Below are 13819 nucleotides of genomic sequence, written 5' to 3' on the forward strand. Positions count from 1 at the left end.
GATTACCATGGTTTATCCCAACAAAAACCTAAACGACTGTTTGCAAACTCAACCTAAGGATTCGGAACTGCTGGTGTCGTAGGTGCCGGTGAGGGCGTGACGGCTTCCGGGGTGGGAGGGAGGGCCTCCTCTCGGGAAGGACGGCGTTCAGGCACGGGTAGGTGGAAAAAGATCGCAGCCATGACGGCTAAGCTGGCGGCGCCAATACCCAAGGGCATGAGTTGTTTGCGCAAGGGCACAGCAGGGGCGATCGCCCGCCGAGGGAGGGAATGGAATGTTGGTCTTAGGGTAGGCAGTGTCTGGCTATCACTACAGAGTTGATCTAGGGCCTCCACCAGATCCGCCAGTTGCAGCCAAGTGAGCTGCACTTCTAGGGGTTCAGGGGATGGCTCTGCATTCTCTTGGGGAGACGTTTGCAGCAACTTTCGCGGAATGTGGAGGGACACTTGATTAAAGCCCTGAATGTTGACCTGAATCGGGTACTGGGGCGATCGCCGCAACTTGACACCACTCAACCAGGTTTGGGCAGCGGCTGGCACGCTATTGAGCAAGGCCACAAGGAATTCTTTGCCCCCCTTGAGCCGCTGATTCTGGCCAACGATTTCCCACTCACAGAGGGTGACAATATCCAACTGTTCTGCGCCCGCTTGACTGCTGAGTCCTTCAATTCGCAGTGTGCAGTTGGGCAATGAATACTGGCGTTGCAGCAGCATTAACTCACTTCCCCGTCAAATAAACTCAACCAAAGGCGTTCCATGCCCTTTGTGCCTGCGCAGAGCAGAAGTTGTGCCAAAAGCTTTAGACCCAACTCATTGAGGGCTTGGTTATTTTTGTAGAGAAAGAGACCCGATCGCTGGAGGTTCATGCGTTTGCGGAAGTGACGGCGGAAGCGATCTAAATATTCCGCCAAGGGGGCATAGGTTTCCGGGGGCAAATTTTGCGCCTGCAACTGATCCAACACCAAAAGTAAATGCCGCAGGATTGCCGTCTGCCGCCGCGCCACTTGCACAACTACGGCGGTGAGGGCCTTTGTTTCCGCCAAGGGTAAGGGGGTACGCTGGGTAATTTGGCGAAAGGGATTGGTGCAGCGAATTTGCCAAAATACAACCCGATTGGGGATCATCACTTGCAGTTGCAGATCCCGCAGCACTTGGAGCATCAACTCAGAGGCATTCAAATCAACGCACTCTAGGGCAAGCAACAATAAGTCTAATTGCCAACGGGCCCGCCGAGGACACAGACTCACCCCTTGGGGGTCGGGCAGTGCCGCCAACATCGGGGGTAATAGCTCCACCTCAGGGGATTGGATTGTTTCTGGCATTGAGTTTGCCGTTTCCATACTCTCTAGAGTGCTCACTATACAGCAATGATGACAGGACGCATGGTGAAGTAGGTCTAAATGATCTTACCCGTTTCACCGATGACGACTGCCGCCTAGTCCTTAATGTTGCCCACGAGGCTGATTCTTCGAAAAATCAGGCTAGACTTGAGGGGAACCAGATGATTGTGAGGTTGCAATGAGTCAAGAAATTCCTCCCCCAGAAGCCTATGTGGTGCTTGGACTGGCTCATTGTTTTGTGCAAGTAGAGGGAAAACTCCAGCCCGTAGAGATTATTGAGCCGATTCCCTCAGCGGCCTTGGAAGCCCTGCTCCATGGCTTGCCCACTTCTTACAGTGAAGCCCATGCCCTCACCTACGGTGCTGCCCAAGACCCACAGCAGGTGCGACCGCAGTTTCCCCCCACTGCCCATCTGTGTGATGACTATGGCGATCGCCTTGCAGCCGCTGCCCGCACCTACATTGCGCGTCCCCAAAGTACCCGTCATATTCCCCTTGGCGAAACCTACCGCAACTTCAATACTTCCACAGAACGTCAACGGGTGCTCAATTCCGAGCGCATCGTGACCGCTGCCGACAATGTCAAACAACACGCCTATACCCACCAAGTCCTTTAACCTATTCTTAGATGCACTAGAGGGAAATGACTATGGTCAGTGAAGTACAGCCGGCGTCCTCAACCTCCCTTGATCTTGCCCCTGAAAATTGGGTTGAGACGATTGAAACTGTCATTTCCGGTCTTCACCAAGGGGACGCTCCCCGCGTTGGCCAAACGGACAGTGGCAAAATTTGGATGTTTCGCTACGGCAGTGCGGATGTTTTCGTACAACTGAGTGGCCAGACGGAGGAGGACTTTCTCACCATTTGGTCACCGGTGCTGCCCCTGCCTGTAACCGATGAATTGGGACTGTATCGTAAGCTGCTGACGTTGAACTGGCTGACTACCTTGGAAGCGCATTTTGCTATTGCCGAGGAACAAGTACAGGTAGTGGCTACCCGTACCTTAGGCGGCATCACTGCGGGTGAAATTGCTCGCTTAATTACGATTGTGGCAACCCTAGCCGATGACTATGACGACGCCCTTAGGGCTGAGTTTAAGGGCTAATCAGGGCTTTCATATCCCGTACCGCTTGTACCATGCCCACAAGAACGGCGCGGCTGATAATGGTGTGGCCAATATTGAGTTCTTCAATGCCTTCAAGGCGGGCGATCGCTCCGACATTGGTGTAGGTCAATCCATGGCCCGCATTCACCCGCAGGCCCAAGGATTTTGCCTGTTGGACACCGTGAGCTAAAATCGCCAGTTCCTGCTGTTGCGCCGCTTCCCCCTTGGCTTCAGCATAGCGGCCGGTGTGCAGTTCAATAAACTGAGCGGTGGTTTTGGCAGCTGCCTCCAGTTGAGCTGGATCGGCATCAATAAACAGGCTCACGGGAATTCCCGCTCTTTGCAGGGTTTGCACCACTTGGGTCAAGGGTTCCTGCTGACTCACCACATCTAGACCCCCTTCAGTGGTGACTTCTTCGCGCCGCTCAGGCACCAATGTCACGTAATCTGGGCAAATATCAAGGGCGATCGCCACCATTTCGGGGGTGGCAGCCATCTCTAGGTTCAAATGGGTGGATACCGTCTGCCGCAGGAGCCGCACATCTCGCTCTTGAATATGGCGACGATCTTCGCGCAGATGTACGGTAATGCCATCAGCTCCCCCCAGTTCTGCCAAAACGGCTGCGGCTATGGGATCGGGTTCGACCGTGCGCCGGGCTTGGCGAATTGTTGCCACATGATCAATGTTGACCCCTAGGGTTGCCACTGAATTGCTCCTTCGTTGGGATAGAAGCTCAACCTTTTGGATAATACACCAAGGGCATCCCCCGATTGCGCACCCCAGCAGCCGCTAGCGTCCCAACTTATTGGGAACTCCCTCACAGCCACCGGGAATCGTTTCGCGGGAACGGCTGCCACTCCAAGCACAGCAATAGTAGCGTTGTTCTTCGGAGAGGTTCTTGACATTGGTAAAGTTGACATCCTCGACCACTGCACCGGTTTGTGCCCCTGTGCGAAAGTTAGGGGGATTCAAGCGATCGCGGGGACTAGCCTGCTCGACTGTACCGTAAAATAGGCGAACACGACTGAGATCGGCATTCGTGAAATCCGCCCCCTGTAAAATCGCACCTGCGAGATTGGCTCGTGTCAAATTACAGTTGCGAAAGAGTGTTCCCGTTAGATTGGCATCACTCAATTCGGTCCAGCGCAAGTCGGTACCACTCAGATCAGCACCCGCTAGCATACTGCCGAGATTAATCACCCGCACACCGTATTCAATGTCTTCCTCATAGCCACCCAACCCATCAAAAATCGCCCGTCCCAGCCGGCGATCGCGCTTCAGCGGCGATAGTAGCTTTGCGCCTGACAAAAAGCGAATAATCTTGGCCTTGCCTTCGGCATCTAGTCCCGCCAAGATAGCAGCAGTGCGTCCTTCGGCGATCGCCCGCTCCGGCGGCCAATCCTCCAATAGGCCCTCATCGTCAAGGATGAGGTCGGCAATCCCTTGGAAATAACTGTCAATCGTTTGCTGTTGGGTAATGCGGTTCTGTTGAATTGTCAAATCCCGAGAGATGACATACTGTCGCCAAGCCACATAGGCCGCCAAGAGGGCCACCAAAATTTGCCCCAAGGCACCGAAGCCTTCAGCCAGTGCCCCTACTGCATCCCAATTTGTACCTTGAAACCGTGCCCGAATCCAGTCCATCGCCCCAGTCATGGCAATGAGTGCCACCACTGTCAAACTCAGACCCAATGCGGCCAAAATGAACTGCCGTTGTTGTTCCGTCAAATCCTCCGTAAACCAGTGGTAGGTCGAAGTCCAGACCAAGGGGAAACTCAGTCCCCCCAGCACTAGAGCAGCCACCACACCCAGCGCATCCCAATCCAGTCCCCAAGCCACCACAACAGTGACCATGGCGATTGGCATCAATACCGAACGCAGCGACTGCCAACCCGTGCGCCAACGATTGCGAGCTGCCAACACTTTACTGAGACGCAAAGCAGCCGCTGTTTGGTTTTCACGGAGAGTCATTTTATCTTCGCCCATCAAGATTTGTCCTTAAAGGAATTAACCCAATCATACAAACCCTTTCCCAAGGACAAAACATGCTTAAACGCGGGAAACTCAGCATTAGAGAAGGGATAGCCTGTCGGGGGTTTAGAAAAGGTCTGTGTCAGCATTTTTCTTGGGGACATGGCGCTCCCCCTTTCTCTCCTGAGAGAAGGTTGTACAATAATTCATAAAGTTTTCAGAAAACATTTTGGGAGGTTATGGGTATGGATTGGCGTGTCCTGATTGTCCTGTTACCTGTCCTACTGGCTGCAGGCTGGGCAGTTCGCAATATTTTGCCCTATGCAGTGAAGCAAGTTGAAAAGCTCCTGCAAAAAGCAAAAGCAGCCTAGGACTTGCATTTGAGCGGGTTGGTGGGCAAGTTCTCCCCAAGACATCAGCAGGCGTGTTGCCACTGGTTTGACTTTGGGGAGACTTTTCTATAATGGGAAGTGTATTGTTAATTTTTGTAAATTAGTTTTTAGGTTACTGCCATGCCTTCCCTCGAACAGCTTGCCCATCAACTGGAGAGTCCCAACTCCCGCGATCGCCTCCTGGCGCTAGCGGCACTACGGGATGTCCCTTCTGCGGATGCCGTACCCCTGATTAAAAAAGTCCTTTGGGACGAAAATCTCCAAATTCGCTCAATGGCTGTCTTTGCCCTTGGTGTCAAATCCACACCGGAGTGCTTTGAAATTCTGGTGCAGTTGCTTGAGAGTGAGCCTGACTATGGCATTCGTGCCGATGCTGCGGGTGCCTTGGGCTATCTCGAAGATGGACGTGCCTTTGAACCTCTGGTGCGCGCCTTTTATGAAGACACCGACTGGTTAGTGCGCTTTAGTGCGGCTGTGGCCCTGGGCAACCTCAAGGATCCGCGGGCAGTAGATGTGTTGCGATCGGCGCTGAAAAGCCAGGAAGTGGTGATGCTTCAAGGAGCGATCGCCGCCCTAGGAGAAATTGGCGACCCCAGGGTTGTGGAAGATATTTTGCCCTTTGTCACCGCAGAGGATTGGTTGCTACGGCAACGGCTGGCTGAAGCTCTGGGCAACCTGCCTAGCCCCAAAACCCAAGCCGCTCTGGAATACCTCGCCAAAGACGAGCATCCCCATGTGGCATTAGCAGCTCAGATTTCTTTGCAACGCTTGCAGGAGCGGCTTTCCTCTGAAGTTCAGGGCACCGGCAATTGAGATCAATGAGATCAAACCCTTTGGTTACTGCGGCTTCTGCCACAACTCTCTAAACTGGAAAGAAAGGCGCGGCATCCGCAGTAACCTATCCCTATGTCTATCCGCATTAAATTTCTGCCTTACCTCGTGGCAGTGCTGATCGGGGTGATTGGTGCGATTATTCTTTCACAACTGCACTTTACACTGTGGTGGGAGCCCGACCTACTGACACAACCGCCACCCATTGTGGAGGCAGAACCAGAAACCGCTGCTGTTGAACCCTTACCGACTCCCCAGGTGCCAAGCAACCCGCAACCGAATGGTCTGCGCGTCAGTAATCAGACGGCCTTTCCTGTGCGCGTGGTCTTGCTTGCTGCCCGCGATCGCGCCCATCCCAACACCGGGGCAGTTCACTGGGATTTTGCTCCTATGGAAGGTAACCTTAGGGGATTACTGCTAACACTGCCCGAAGGTAAGCTCACCCTCCAGTCGGGGGATATTGTCTTGGCCTTTACCCTCGATGGTTCCAAACGCTACTGGGGACCCTATGTGATTGGTGAAAATAGCGAACTGCAGCGCGATCGCCAGAGCCAAGAGTGGCAGTTGGTCCTCCGCCCCTAGGGGACTTCCTAGGTTGGCAGAGGGACTTTTACACCAATGGCCTACCAATGGCCTCTCTCTTGTGTTAATGGCTAGCCTTGGCCGTGGCTTTGGCAGCGGCATCAGCAGTATCGTGATGGTGGTTATTGGAAGTGGGCCGGGGTTGAATGACACCATAGCCCCCATGATTGCGTTCATAGACCACGTTGATTTCTCCCGTATCGCGATTGCGGAAGACATAGAAGTCGTGATCCACCATTTCTAGGTGCTCAAGGGCTTCTTGGATGGTCATCGGCGGCATGGCAAAGTATTTCATCCGCACCACTTGTTCGGGCAGTTGTGGTGTGCGATCGCCCACTAGATCAGTCACCACTTCAGGTTCAACAACACTATTGGTGTCCTTAGCGCGGGACTTATCTTGGCGTTTTTCTTTGAGCTTGCGAAGTTTGCGCGCAATTTTGTCAGCAACGAGATCAATACTGGCGTAGAGATTTTCACTGCTTTCTTCGGCGCGAATCACTGAGCCATTAGCAAATAGGGTCACTTCCGCGGTTTGTTTGGGGGCTGTGCTGCGGTTACGAGCCACGGAAAGATGCACATCAACTTCGTTAATCACATTCTGGAAATGACTGGTGGCTCGCTCAATTTTTTGGTTCACATAGCTGCGAATGCCATCCGTAATGTCAATGTTTTTACCGTGAATCACTAGCCTCATAGGGTTGCCTCCCCTGAGCAAAACAGGCTGATCTACTTCCACCCTAACATCTTCGTATCGGGGATTACAGGGCATCCTGAGGCTCTTCACCTTTATTCGTGTTCTGTGATAATTCTTATCATCTAGCTCTTGACAATTTGGCACCCCTATGAAAAGTGCCCTCGGTTGGCATTGTGCCTTGGGAATCATCCCCTACCGCGATGCTTGGCGCTGGCAACAACAACTGGTGGCTGAGCGCCGTCAAAATCCCGCAGCCCCAGATGTTCTCCTCACCCTTGAGCATCCCGCCATCTACACCCTTGGCCAAGGGGCAACCACCACCCACATTCACTTTGATCCCGTAGCTACAGGCATTGAGGTATTGCGTATTGAGCGGGGAGGCGATGTCACCTACCACTGCCCTGGCCAATTGGTGGCCTACCCGATTTTGAATTTACGCCGCCACTGCTGCGATTTGCATTGGTATCTCCACCAGTTGGAGGAAGTCGTAATTCAAACCCTAGGACACTATGGCATTAAAGGGGAGCGCGTTGCCGGCCTGACGGGTGTTTGGGTAGAGGGATACAAGGTGGCCGCAATTGGGATCAAGGTGACCCGTTGGATTAGCTTCCACGGCATTGCCCTCAATGTGGTGAACGATCTAAAGGGTTTTGGTCGCATTGTCCCCTGTGGCATTGGTGATCGCCCGGTGGGCAACCTGCGGCAATTTTGTGCCGACATTCAACTGGAGGATGTCCGGCAGCAGTTTGTTGCTGCCTTTAGCCGGGTTTTTGGGCTCGAATTTGCCCCCAAAGCCCTTGCTGATCTCCTGATCCCCATCTCTAGTTGACAAAGTTTAATCTTTATTTCAGGAATTGGCTGTTATGAATTGGCAACTTTCAGGGCACAATTTAAGTCTAAGTAGATTAGGATACAGGCCAACTCCCTCTGCTTTGCTAGGCTAACCCTATACAAACCTCCGCTTTATCAGTACGAGTCGTCATCTTCATCTCGATAAATCTTTTATCTACATTCTTCCTTGCCAAATAGTGTTTAGAACCTGTGCTGCTATGATGAACTCCGCTTCTAAAACGCCAACCCCCACCGCTAGCACCGACATGGTGCGCACCTACCTCCAGGAAATTGGGCGCGTGCCGCTGCTGACCCATGAGCAGGAAATTATTCTGGGTAAACAGGTGCAGCAAATGATGGCACTGCGGGAAAAACGCGATGCCTTGACCAAAGAACTCGGACGCGAAGCCACTTTTGAAGAATGGGCGGCGGCCTGTAATCTGACGCCTACGGAATTGCGCAATATCCTCAAGCGCGGCGAACGCGCCAAGCAAAAAATGATTGAAGCCAACCTACGGCTTGTGGTTTCGGTGGCCAAGAAGTATCAAAAACGTAATCTTGAATTGCTGGACTTGGTGCAAGAGGGCACCCTGGGTCTCGAACGCGGTGTGGAGAAGTTTGATCCCACGCGGGGCTACAAGTTCTCTACCTATGCCTATTGGTGGATTCGTCAGGCAATTACACGGGCGATCGCCCAACAGGCGCGGACAATTCGGCTGCCCATCCATATCACTGAAAAGCTCAACAAGATCAAACGCACCCAACGGGAACTGGCGCAAAAACTGGGACGGAGTGCGACGCCTGCTGAGGTGGCTGAGGCTCTAGAACTCGAACCCGAGCAAATTCGGGAATACCTGACCCTTGCTCGCCAACCCGTTTCCCTTGATCTACGTGTGGGAGACAATCAGGACACTGAACTCGGTGAACTGCTCGAGGATGACAGTCTTTCGCCAGAGCAATTTACCACAGTGGAGTCCCTGCGGGATGAGGTCAACCTGTGGCTGGCGGAACTCACCCCCCAACAACGGCAAGTCCTCACCCTGCGCTACGGGTTGGGGGATGGCCAAGAACGGTCCCTCGCCAAGGTGGGTGAGCAACTCAACCTCAGCCGTGAACGGGTGCGGCAACTGGAGCGGCAAGCCCTTGATCACCTGCGGCGGCGGCGCCGGCAAATGTATGAATACTTGGCCAGCTAAGGCGTGGATTGAGGCACTTGACCTGCAACCCCATCCGGAGGGGGGCTATTTCCGCGAGGTTTATCGCTCAGCAGGGAGCATTCCCAGAGCAGTTTTGCCCTCAGGCTTTCAGGGGGGCGATCGCGCCTACTGTACGAGCATCTATTTCTTGCTCCCCTCCACGGCCTGCTCGCGACTCCACCGCATTGCCAGTGATGAACTGTGGCACTTTTACACAGGCAGTAGCCTAACGCTCCATGTGATTCTACCGACGGGTGAGTACCAGCCCCTACGGTTGGGGATCAACCTGGATCAGGGGGAGCAATTGCAACAGGTGGTACCGGCGGGGGCATGGTTTGGAGCAACGGTGGATACGCCAGACAGTTTTAGTCTGGTGGGCTGTACGGTGGCACCGGGATTTGACTTTCGCGATTTTGAATTGGGCGATCGCCAGCAGTTACAGCAGCAGTTTCCCCAACACCAGAGATTAATTGAACGCTTGACGCTCTAAACATTTCTAAACATTAAAGAGGGTTTGCAAACGGTGACGAATCCACTGCAAGGGGGGCAGGCTTTTGATTTCTTGGGAGTTCACTAGGCCAAGTTCTTGAAGCACCTGCTGTCGTGCCGCCAGTTCATGGGCAATCTCCTCTGCCAATTGGGGGTGAGCTTGCAGCAGTCGCTGTACCGCTGAGCGAGGGACAACGAATAATGAAGTTGCCTCTAGTGCCCGCACGGTGGCAGATCGTGGCATTCCCGTCAGCACTGAAATTTCCCCAAAGAAACTCCCCCCATAGAGCGTGGCTAAGATTTGATCCAACTGCTCTGAGTACACTTCCACTGATCCCTCAAGGACAATGTAAAAGGCATCTCCCGGGCTCCCTTCGCGACAAATCGCTTCCCCTCTACCATAAAACTGGCGAGTACCCAACTCAATCAGCATTTGCAACTGGGCATTGGAACAGTGGGAGAAATAACTGATATTGCGCAGCATATCCGCCAGGGAGAGTTTCGCCTGAGGGGTTTTTTCAACAGTGGGTTCAGCAGCCGTCGGGGGCTCGGCGTCTCTTGCCTCTGAATGCTGGTAATACTGGGTCAAAGAACGCAGTTCCCCCAAATCTCGCAACCGTAGATCCAACTGGGGAAAGGGAACCTCAATATGCCGCTGCCGTAGCTCTTGCTCAATGAGGAAATTGAGAGCACTTTTAATGGGTTCAGAATCTTGGGGGCGGTTAATCCAGACCAGCAATTCAAAGAGATAGGCACTCTGCCCAAAACCGCGAAACCAAACGCTAGGGGGTGGGGTTAGTAGGACGCGCGGATCCTGACGGGCAGCACTCAGGAGCGCTTCAGTGACCAGAACCGTATCACTGCCGTAGGCAACACTTACGGGGATATGGATGCGGCTATCGGGGCTACCGTAACTCCAGTTGACGACGTTCTTTTCAATAAAGCGGTTGTTGGGGACAATGACGTACTGGCTGTCGTTGGTGCGGATAATCGTAGCCCGAATAGAGATCTTCTCAACGGTGCCCAAGAGACCATCTACCTCGATAAAGTCACCCACTTTAATGGGGCGCTCCAGTAGAAGCGCTAGGCCACTAATGAAGTTACTGGCGAGGGTTTGTAAACCAAACCCAAAACCAATCCCCAAAACCCCCGCCAACACCGTGAGGGAACTGAGATCAATGCCTGCTGTTTGCAGGACAACAATAAAACCAATAAAACTGAGGCTATAGCTGACAACACGGGTAACGGTTTCTTGACTGCCCCGATCCACCCGCAACTGTGCGAGAATTCGGTCTTTGAGCCACTCACTGATCCAGCGGGAGGTAAAAATCACCAGAACAAAGAGAAAGACAACTAAAAAGAGAAAGTTCAGTGTGATTTTTGTTCGCCCCAACTCTATAAGGGGGGTATTAAAGACAACCCCGACTCGCTGCAGGAGGAACTGAATTGCATTCTCAATGTGCCCCTGCCAAGGGGCTAAACTTTCAACCGATTGCAGCACCCAAGACAAAATTAATGCCCAAAGTAAAACCCGCAACGTCAGGCGCAATAGACTGGCCACTAGCGAAAACCAGGGTTGGGAGTGTTGACTAACTTTGCTATGGAGCCGCTGTTGCAGTTGATCAATGCCCTTTAGCAGTAGCCAGTCGGTGACAACGGCGATCGCCACAAGGGCAACGATTTGACTAGCCTCAATCAATGCCACCCGTAGGCGCTGGGTGCGTGTGAGTTGGGCAATGAGCAGCCCTGCAGGCACTGCCGCTAAAAAGAGATTTAGATACCTAATCATGGTCCCAAAGAGTGTGCGCGAGCGGCTTTAATGACTGCCACCACGTCGGCATGTTTCCCGTCTAGCGCCCACACCAAAGCCGTCCAAGAATTCTGATCCTTGGCGTTGAGATCTGCACCGGCTGCAATCAGTTGTTTAACTGTAGCCGTTTGGCCCTTTGCCGCTGCGGCCATTAAGGGGGTCAGACCAAAGACCGTTTGAGCATTGACATTGGCACCGGCTGCTAGGAGTTTCTCAACAATGGCGGTATGTCCTCCACCGGCTGCAGCCATCAATGGTGTCCAACCCTCACTGTCTCCTTGGTTGACCTCTACCCCTGCGGCAATCAATGCCTCCACAATCTGGATGCGACCCAGTTCCGCTGCCAGTGCCAAGGCCTCTGCTGGGATTTCAAGGCCGCTGGCGATCGCCTCCTGAATAGCGGCCAGGTTTCCTTGCTCAATCGCGGTTTCAATGGCTGTCATCCGCTGCATCATTGCCTGTGGCCTGCCTCTAATAAGGAAAAGATAATCTATCTGAGTTAAAATGGGGTCTGCATTGAGTTCGGGATTGCATGCTATGGATATTATCACGCTCGGTTGGGTGGGTGTTCTCAGTGTCTTTACGCTTTCGATCGCCTTTGTGGTCTGGGGGCGTCACGGCATGTAGCGCATCGGGCTGGGGGTATGACCACTTCATTGGCCGATCTTTTGATTCTGGTGGCTCTGCTGCTACTGATTGTCGTGACTGGTGGCATTGGCTATCTGACCTTTGCTGAGTGGCGCGATCGCCGGCGTCTGCAGGCGGAGCAAAAAGAACAACGACGGGGGCGCAAACGTTAATGGTTGCTCCTCTAAAGGTTTTGGGCGATCGCCTCCGCAGTGCTCTGCAAGCGGCCCTTCCCCTAGATACCTTTCCCCAACCCCTGTTAGTGCCAGCCAGTCAAGCAAAGTTTGGCGACTATCAATCCAATGTTTGCCTCAGCCTCGCCAAGCAACTGGGCAAAGCGCCCCGTGAGCTAGCCCAAGAGGTTGTGGCACATCTGGAAGTTGAGGATCTCTGTCAACCCGTTGAAATTGCGGGGCCTGGCTTCCTGAACTTTCGCCTAAAACCAGCGTTTTTGGCCTCCACTCTGCAAGCTGCTCTTGGGAGCGATCGCTTGGGCATTCCGCCAGCACGAGAGCCACAACGGGTGGTGGTTGATTTTTCCAGCCCCAACATTGCCAAGGAAATGCACGTGGGTCATCTGCGCTCCACAATTATTGGTGACTGCATTGCCCGCATTCTTGAATTTCAAGGCCATAATGTTCTGCGGCTCAACCATGTGGGGGACTGGGGTACCCAATTTGGCATGCTGATTGCCTACTTGGATGAGGTTTATCCTGACGCCCTGACTACCGCTAATGTCCTTGACTTGGGGGACTTAGTAACATTTTACAAAAAGGCCAAGCAACGCTTTGACAGCGATCCTGAATTTCAGCAAAAAGCACGGGCAAAGGTGGTCGCACTTCAGCAAGGGGAAGAGCAGAGTCGCCGTGCTTGGCAGCTCCTGTGTGAGCAATCCCGCCGCGAGTTTCAAAAGATCTATGATCTGCTGGATATTCAACTCACAGAGCGAGGGGAGTCCTTCTACAATCCCTTTTTACCGGCGGTGATTGAGGACTTGGCTGCTTGCGGCCTACTGGTGGAAGATCAGGGGGCAAAGGTGGTCTTCCTCGAGGGCTTCACCAATAAAGAAGGGCAACCCCAACCCTTGATTATTCAGAAGTCCGATGGGGGCTACAACTACGCAACCACGGATTTAGCTGCCCTCCGCTATCGCATTGACAAAGACCAAGCCGATTGGATTATTTACGTCACTGATGTTGGGCAGTCCACCCACTTTGCCCAGGTGTTTCAGGTGGCGCAGCGCGCTGGTTGGGTGCCGCCCCATGTAACGTTAACCCATGTCCCCTTTGGCTTGGTCCTGGGGGAGGATGGCAAACGCTTGAAAACCCGCTCAGGGGAAACAATTCGCCTCATCGATTTACTGACGGAGGCGATCGCCCGTAGTCGAGCAGATTTAGAGCAGCGTCTTGCTGCCGAAGGTCGCACCGAGTCCTCTGAATTTATTGATACCGTGGCACGGGCGATCGGCATCGGTGCTGTCAAGTATGCCGATCTCAGCCAAAACCGCAACAGCAACTACGTCTTTAGCTACGACAAGATGCTCTCTTTACAAGGCAACACTGCGCCCTACCTCCTCTATGCCTATGTGCGTGTCCAAGGCCTAACACGGCGCGGCGACATTGATTGGTGTACCCTCTCACCAGATACCCCCCTATTTCTAGAGGATGAGACCGAGCAAAACCTTGCCAAACACCTTGTGCAACTCGAGGAAACCCTTGACCTTGTTAGCACGGAGCTATTGCCCAACCGCCTCTGCCAATACCTCTTTGAACTAAGCCAGCTTTTCAACCAGTTCTACGATCGCTGCCCTATCCTCTCGGCTACTGCGCCAACGAAGCAATCCCGTCTAACTCTTGCCTATCTCACTGCTCAAACGCTGAAACTAGGGCTATCTCTTCTGGGGATTCCAGTTTTGGATCGGATTTAGGGCCTACTGGTTACCCTGGGGCACA

The 13819-nt window shown here is 53.3% G+C and carries 18 protein-coding genes; 11 read left to right on the forward strand and 7 right to left on the reverse strand.

Annotated features, from left to right (window positions below; all coding sequences use genetic code 11):
* Positions 1 to 53 precede the first annotated feature (53 nt).
* Positions 54 to 713, reverse strand: coding sequence for a DUF4335 domain-containing protein (locus H8Q75_RS02255; RefSeq protein ID WP_024125772.1), 660 nt, complete (start codon positions 711 to 713; stop codon positions 54 to 56).
* On the reverse strand, positions 713 to 1321 hold the full coding sequence (locus H8Q75_RS02260; RefSeq protein WP_024125771.1) for a DUF3038 domain-containing protein: 609 nt from the start codon (positions 1319 to 1321) through the stop codon (positions 713 to 715). The genes H8Q75_RS02255 and H8Q75_RS02260 overlap by 1 nt, the downstream gene beginning before the upstream one ends.
* A gap of 196 nt (positions 1322 to 1517) precedes the next feature.
* On the opposite strand from H8Q75_RS02260, the gene H8Q75_RS02265 reads away from it, so the two are divergent.
* Positions 1518 to 1955 (forward strand): hypothetical protein, encoded by a 438-nt coding sequence (locus H8Q75_RS02265; RefSeq protein ID WP_024125770.1) that lies wholly within the window; start codon positions 1518 to 1520, stop codon positions 1953 to 1955.
* A gap of 32 nt (positions 1956 to 1987) precedes the next feature.
* The gene (locus H8Q75_RS02270; protein ID WP_024125769.1) at positions 1988 to 2443 is read left to right on the forward strand and encodes a YbjN domain-containing protein; all 456 of its coding nucleotides are present in this window, start codon (positions 1988 to 1990) and stop codon (positions 2441 to 2443) included.
* Here H8Q75_RS02270 and H8Q75_RS02275 read toward each other — a convergent pair.
* Both H8Q75_RS02275 and H8Q75_RS02280 read right to left on the reverse strand, forming a co-directional pair.
* The gene (locus H8Q75_RS02275; protein ID WP_024125768.1) at positions 2433 to 3149 is read right to left on the reverse strand and encodes a pyridoxine 5'-phosphate synthase; all 717 of its coding nucleotides are present in this window, start codon (positions 3147 to 3149) and stop codon (positions 2433 to 2435) included. The genes H8Q75_RS02270 and H8Q75_RS02275 overlap by 11 nt on opposite strands.
* A gap of 84 nt (positions 3150 to 3233) precedes the next feature.
* Positions 3234 to 4415, reverse strand: coding sequence for a pentapeptide repeat-containing protein (locus H8Q75_RS02280; RefSeq protein ID WP_225871755.1), 1182 nt, complete (start codon positions 4413 to 4415; stop codon positions 3234 to 3236).
* A 239-nt stretch (positions 4416 to 4654) separates the two neighbouring features.
* Here H8Q75_RS02280 and H8Q75_RS02285 point away from each other — a divergent pair, with 239 nt between their 5' ends.
* The 3 genes from H8Q75_RS02285 (at position 4655) to H8Q75_RS02295 (ending at position 6220) form a co-directional block, all read left to right on the forward strand.
* Positions 4655 to 4786 carry a photosystem II protein Y gene (locus H8Q75_RS02285; RefSeq protein WP_081711794.1) on the forward strand — a complete coding sequence of 44 codons (132 nt, stop codon included), beginning with the start codon at positions 4655 to 4657 and terminating at the stop codon, positions 4784 to 4786.
* A 141-nt stretch (positions 4787 to 4927) separates the two neighbouring features.
* The gene (locus tag H8Q75_RS02290) at positions 4928 to 5620 is read left to right on the forward strand and encodes a HEAT repeat domain-containing protein (protein WP_297040133.1); all 693 of its coding nucleotides are present in this window, start codon (positions 4928 to 4930) and stop codon (positions 5618 to 5620) included.
* Between the two features lie 93 nt (positions 5621 to 5713).
* Positions 5714 to 6220: a hypothetical protein gene (locus H8Q75_RS02295; RefSeq protein WP_024125764.1), complete on the forward strand. Its 507-nt coding sequence runs from the start codon at positions 5714 to 5716 to the stop codon at positions 6218 to 6220.
* A gap of 64 nt (positions 6221 to 6284) precedes the next feature.
* Here the strand turns inward: H8Q75_RS02295 and raiA are convergent, their stop codons facing one another.
* A complete protein-coding gene (raiA, locus tag H8Q75_RS02300; protein WP_024125763.1) occupies positions 6285 to 6914 on the reverse strand; it encodes a ribosome-associated translation inhibitor RaiA in 630 nt (209 codons plus the stop codon).
* Positions 6915 to 7062: 148 nt separating this feature from the next.
* Here raiA and lipB point away from each other — a divergent pair, with 148 nt between their 5' ends.
* From lipB to H8Q75_RS02315, 3 genes are all read left to right on the forward strand, one after another.
* On the forward strand, positions 7063 to 7743 hold the full coding sequence (gene lipB, locus H8Q75_RS02305; RefSeq protein WP_024125762.1) for a lipoyl(octanoyl) transferase LipB: 681 nt from the start codon (positions 7063 to 7065) through the stop codon (positions 7741 to 7743).
* Between the two features lie 220 nt (positions 7744 to 7963).
* Entirely contained in the window at positions 7964 to 8941 is a 978-nt protein-coding gene (locus H8Q75_RS02310; protein WP_157869729.1) for an RNA polymerase sigma factor, RpoD/SigA family, read from the forward strand.
* Positions 8922 to 9431: a cupin domain-containing protein gene (locus H8Q75_RS02315; protein ID WP_024125760.1), complete on the forward strand. Its 510-nt coding sequence runs from the start codon at positions 8922 to 8924 to the stop codon at positions 9429 to 9431. The genes H8Q75_RS02310 and H8Q75_RS02315 overlap by 20 nt, the downstream gene beginning before the upstream one ends.
* Before the next feature lie 6 nt (positions 9432 to 9437).
* Here the strand turns inward: H8Q75_RS02315 and H8Q75_RS02320 are convergent, their stop codons facing one another.
* Both H8Q75_RS02320 and H8Q75_RS02325 read right to left on the reverse strand, forming a co-directional pair.
* On the reverse strand, positions 9438 to 11219 hold the full coding sequence (locus H8Q75_RS02320; protein WP_297040141.1) for a mechanosensitive ion channel domain-containing protein: 1782 nt from the start codon (positions 11217 to 11219) through the stop codon (positions 9438 to 9440).
* Complete coding sequence (locus H8Q75_RS02325; protein ID WP_024125758.1) at positions 11216 to 11695, reverse strand: ankyrin repeat domain-containing protein; 480 nt, start codon at positions 11693 to 11695, stop codon at positions 11216 to 11218. Before H8Q75_RS02325 ends, H8Q75_RS02320 begins: the two co-directional genes overlap by 4 nt.
* Before the next feature lie 82 nt (positions 11696 to 11777).
* On the opposite strand from H8Q75_RS02325, the gene petN reads away from it, so the two are divergent.
* Genes petN through argS form a run of 3 tightly spaced genes read left to right on the forward strand, consistent with a single transcriptional unit; the run spans position 11778 to position 13794 of the window.
* Positions 11778 to 11867, forward strand: a complete 90-nt coding sequence (gene petN / locus H8Q75_RS02330) for a cytochrome b6-f complex subunit PetN (protein WP_011056671.1) — start codon at positions 11778 to 11780, stop codon at positions 11865 to 11867.
* 17 nt (positions 11868 to 11884) lie between these two features.
* Positions 11885 to 12040 carry a hypothetical protein gene (locus tag H8Q75_RS02335; RefSeq protein ID WP_024125756.1) on the forward strand — a complete coding sequence of 52 codons (156 nt, stop codon included), beginning with the start codon at positions 11885 to 11887 and terminating at the stop codon, positions 12038 to 12040.
* The gene (gene argS, locus H8Q75_RS02340; RefSeq protein ID WP_297040150.1) at positions 12040 to 13794 is read left to right on the forward strand and encodes an arginine--tRNA ligase; all 1755 of its coding nucleotides are present in this window, start codon (positions 12040 to 12042) and stop codon (positions 13792 to 13794) included. Before H8Q75_RS02335 ends, argS begins: the two co-directional genes overlap by 1 nt.
* The last annotated feature ends 25 nt before the right edge of the window (positions 13795 to 13819 follow it).

Origin of the sequence: Thermosynechococcus sp. OHK43, from assembly GCF_014466085.1 — a bacterium.
GTDB lineage: Bacteria > Cyanobacteriota > Cyanobacteriia > Thermosynechococcales > Thermosynechococcaceae > Thermosynechococcus.

What these genes read in the sequence shown, in the direction of transcription:
- H8Q75_RS02255 (WP_024125772.1), bottom strand. Translation starts at nt 713, where the DNA reads ATGCTGCTGCAACGCCAGTATTCATTGCCCAACTGCACACTGCGAATT.
- H8Q75_RS02260 (WP_024125771.1), bottom strand. Translation starts at nt 1,321, where the DNA reads ATGCCAGAAACAATCCAATCCCCTGAGGTGGAGCTATTACCCCCGATG.
- H8Q75_RS02265 (WP_024125770.1), top strand. Translation starts at nt 1,518, where the DNA reads ATGAGTCAAGAAATTCCTCCCCCAGAAGCCTATGTGGTGCTTGGACTG.
- H8Q75_RS02270 (WP_024125769.1), top strand. Translation starts at nt 1,988, where the DNA reads ATGGTCAGTGAAGTACAGCCGGCGTCCTCAACCTCCCTTGATCTTGCC.
- H8Q75_RS02280 (WP_225871755.1), bottom strand. Translation starts at nt 4,415, where the DNA reads ATGACTCTCCGTGAAAACCAAACAGCGGCTGCTTTGCGTCTCAGTAAA.
- H8Q75_RS02285 (WP_081711794.1), top strand. Translation starts at nt 4,655, where the DNA reads ATGGGTATGGATTGGCGTGTCCTGATTGTCCTGTTACCTGTCCTACTG.
- H8Q75_RS02290 (WP_297040133.1), top strand. Translation starts at nt 4,928, where the DNA reads ATGCCTTCCCTCGAACAGCTTGCCCATCAACTGGAGAGTCCCAACTCC.
- H8Q75_RS02295 (WP_024125764.1), top strand. Translation starts at nt 5,714, where the DNA reads ATGTCTATCCGCATTAAATTTCTGCCTTACCTCGTGGCAGTGCTGATC.
- raiA (WP_024125763.1), bottom strand. Translation starts at nt 6,914, where the DNA reads ATGAGGCTAGTGATTCACGGTAAAAACATTGACATTACGGATGGCATT.
- lipB (WP_024125762.1), top strand. Translation starts at nt 7,063, where the DNA reads ATGAAAAGTGCCCTCGGTTGGCATTGTGCCTTGGGAATCATCCCCTAC.
- H8Q75_RS02310 (WP_157869729.1), top strand. Translation starts at nt 7,964, where the DNA reads ATGATGAACTCCGCTTCTAAAACGCCAACCCCCACCGCTAGCACCGAC.
- H8Q75_RS02315 (WP_024125760.1), top strand. Translation starts at nt 8,922, where the DNA reads ATGAATACTTGGCCAGCTAAGGCGTGGATTGAGGCACTTGACCTGCAA.
- H8Q75_RS02320 (WP_297040141.1), bottom strand. Translation starts at nt 11,219, where the DNA reads ATGATTAGGTATCTAAATCTCTTTTTAGCGGCAGTGCCTGCAGGGCTG.
- H8Q75_RS02325 (WP_024125758.1), bottom strand. Translation starts at nt 11,695, where the DNA reads ATGATGCAGCGGATGACAGCCATTGAAACCGCGATTGAGCAAGGAAAC.
- petN (WP_011056671.1), top strand. Translation starts at nt 11,778, where the DNA reads ATGGATATTATCACGCTCGGTTGGGTGGGTGTTCTCAGTGTCTTTACG.
- H8Q75_RS02335 (WP_024125756.1), top strand. Translation starts at nt 11,885, where the DNA reads ATGACCACTTCATTGGCCGATCTTTTGATTCTGGTGGCTCTGCTGCTA.
- argS (WP_297040150.1), top strand. Translation starts at nt 12,040, where the DNA reads ATGGTTGCTCCTCTAAAGGTTTTGGGCGATCGCCTCCGCAGTGCTCTG.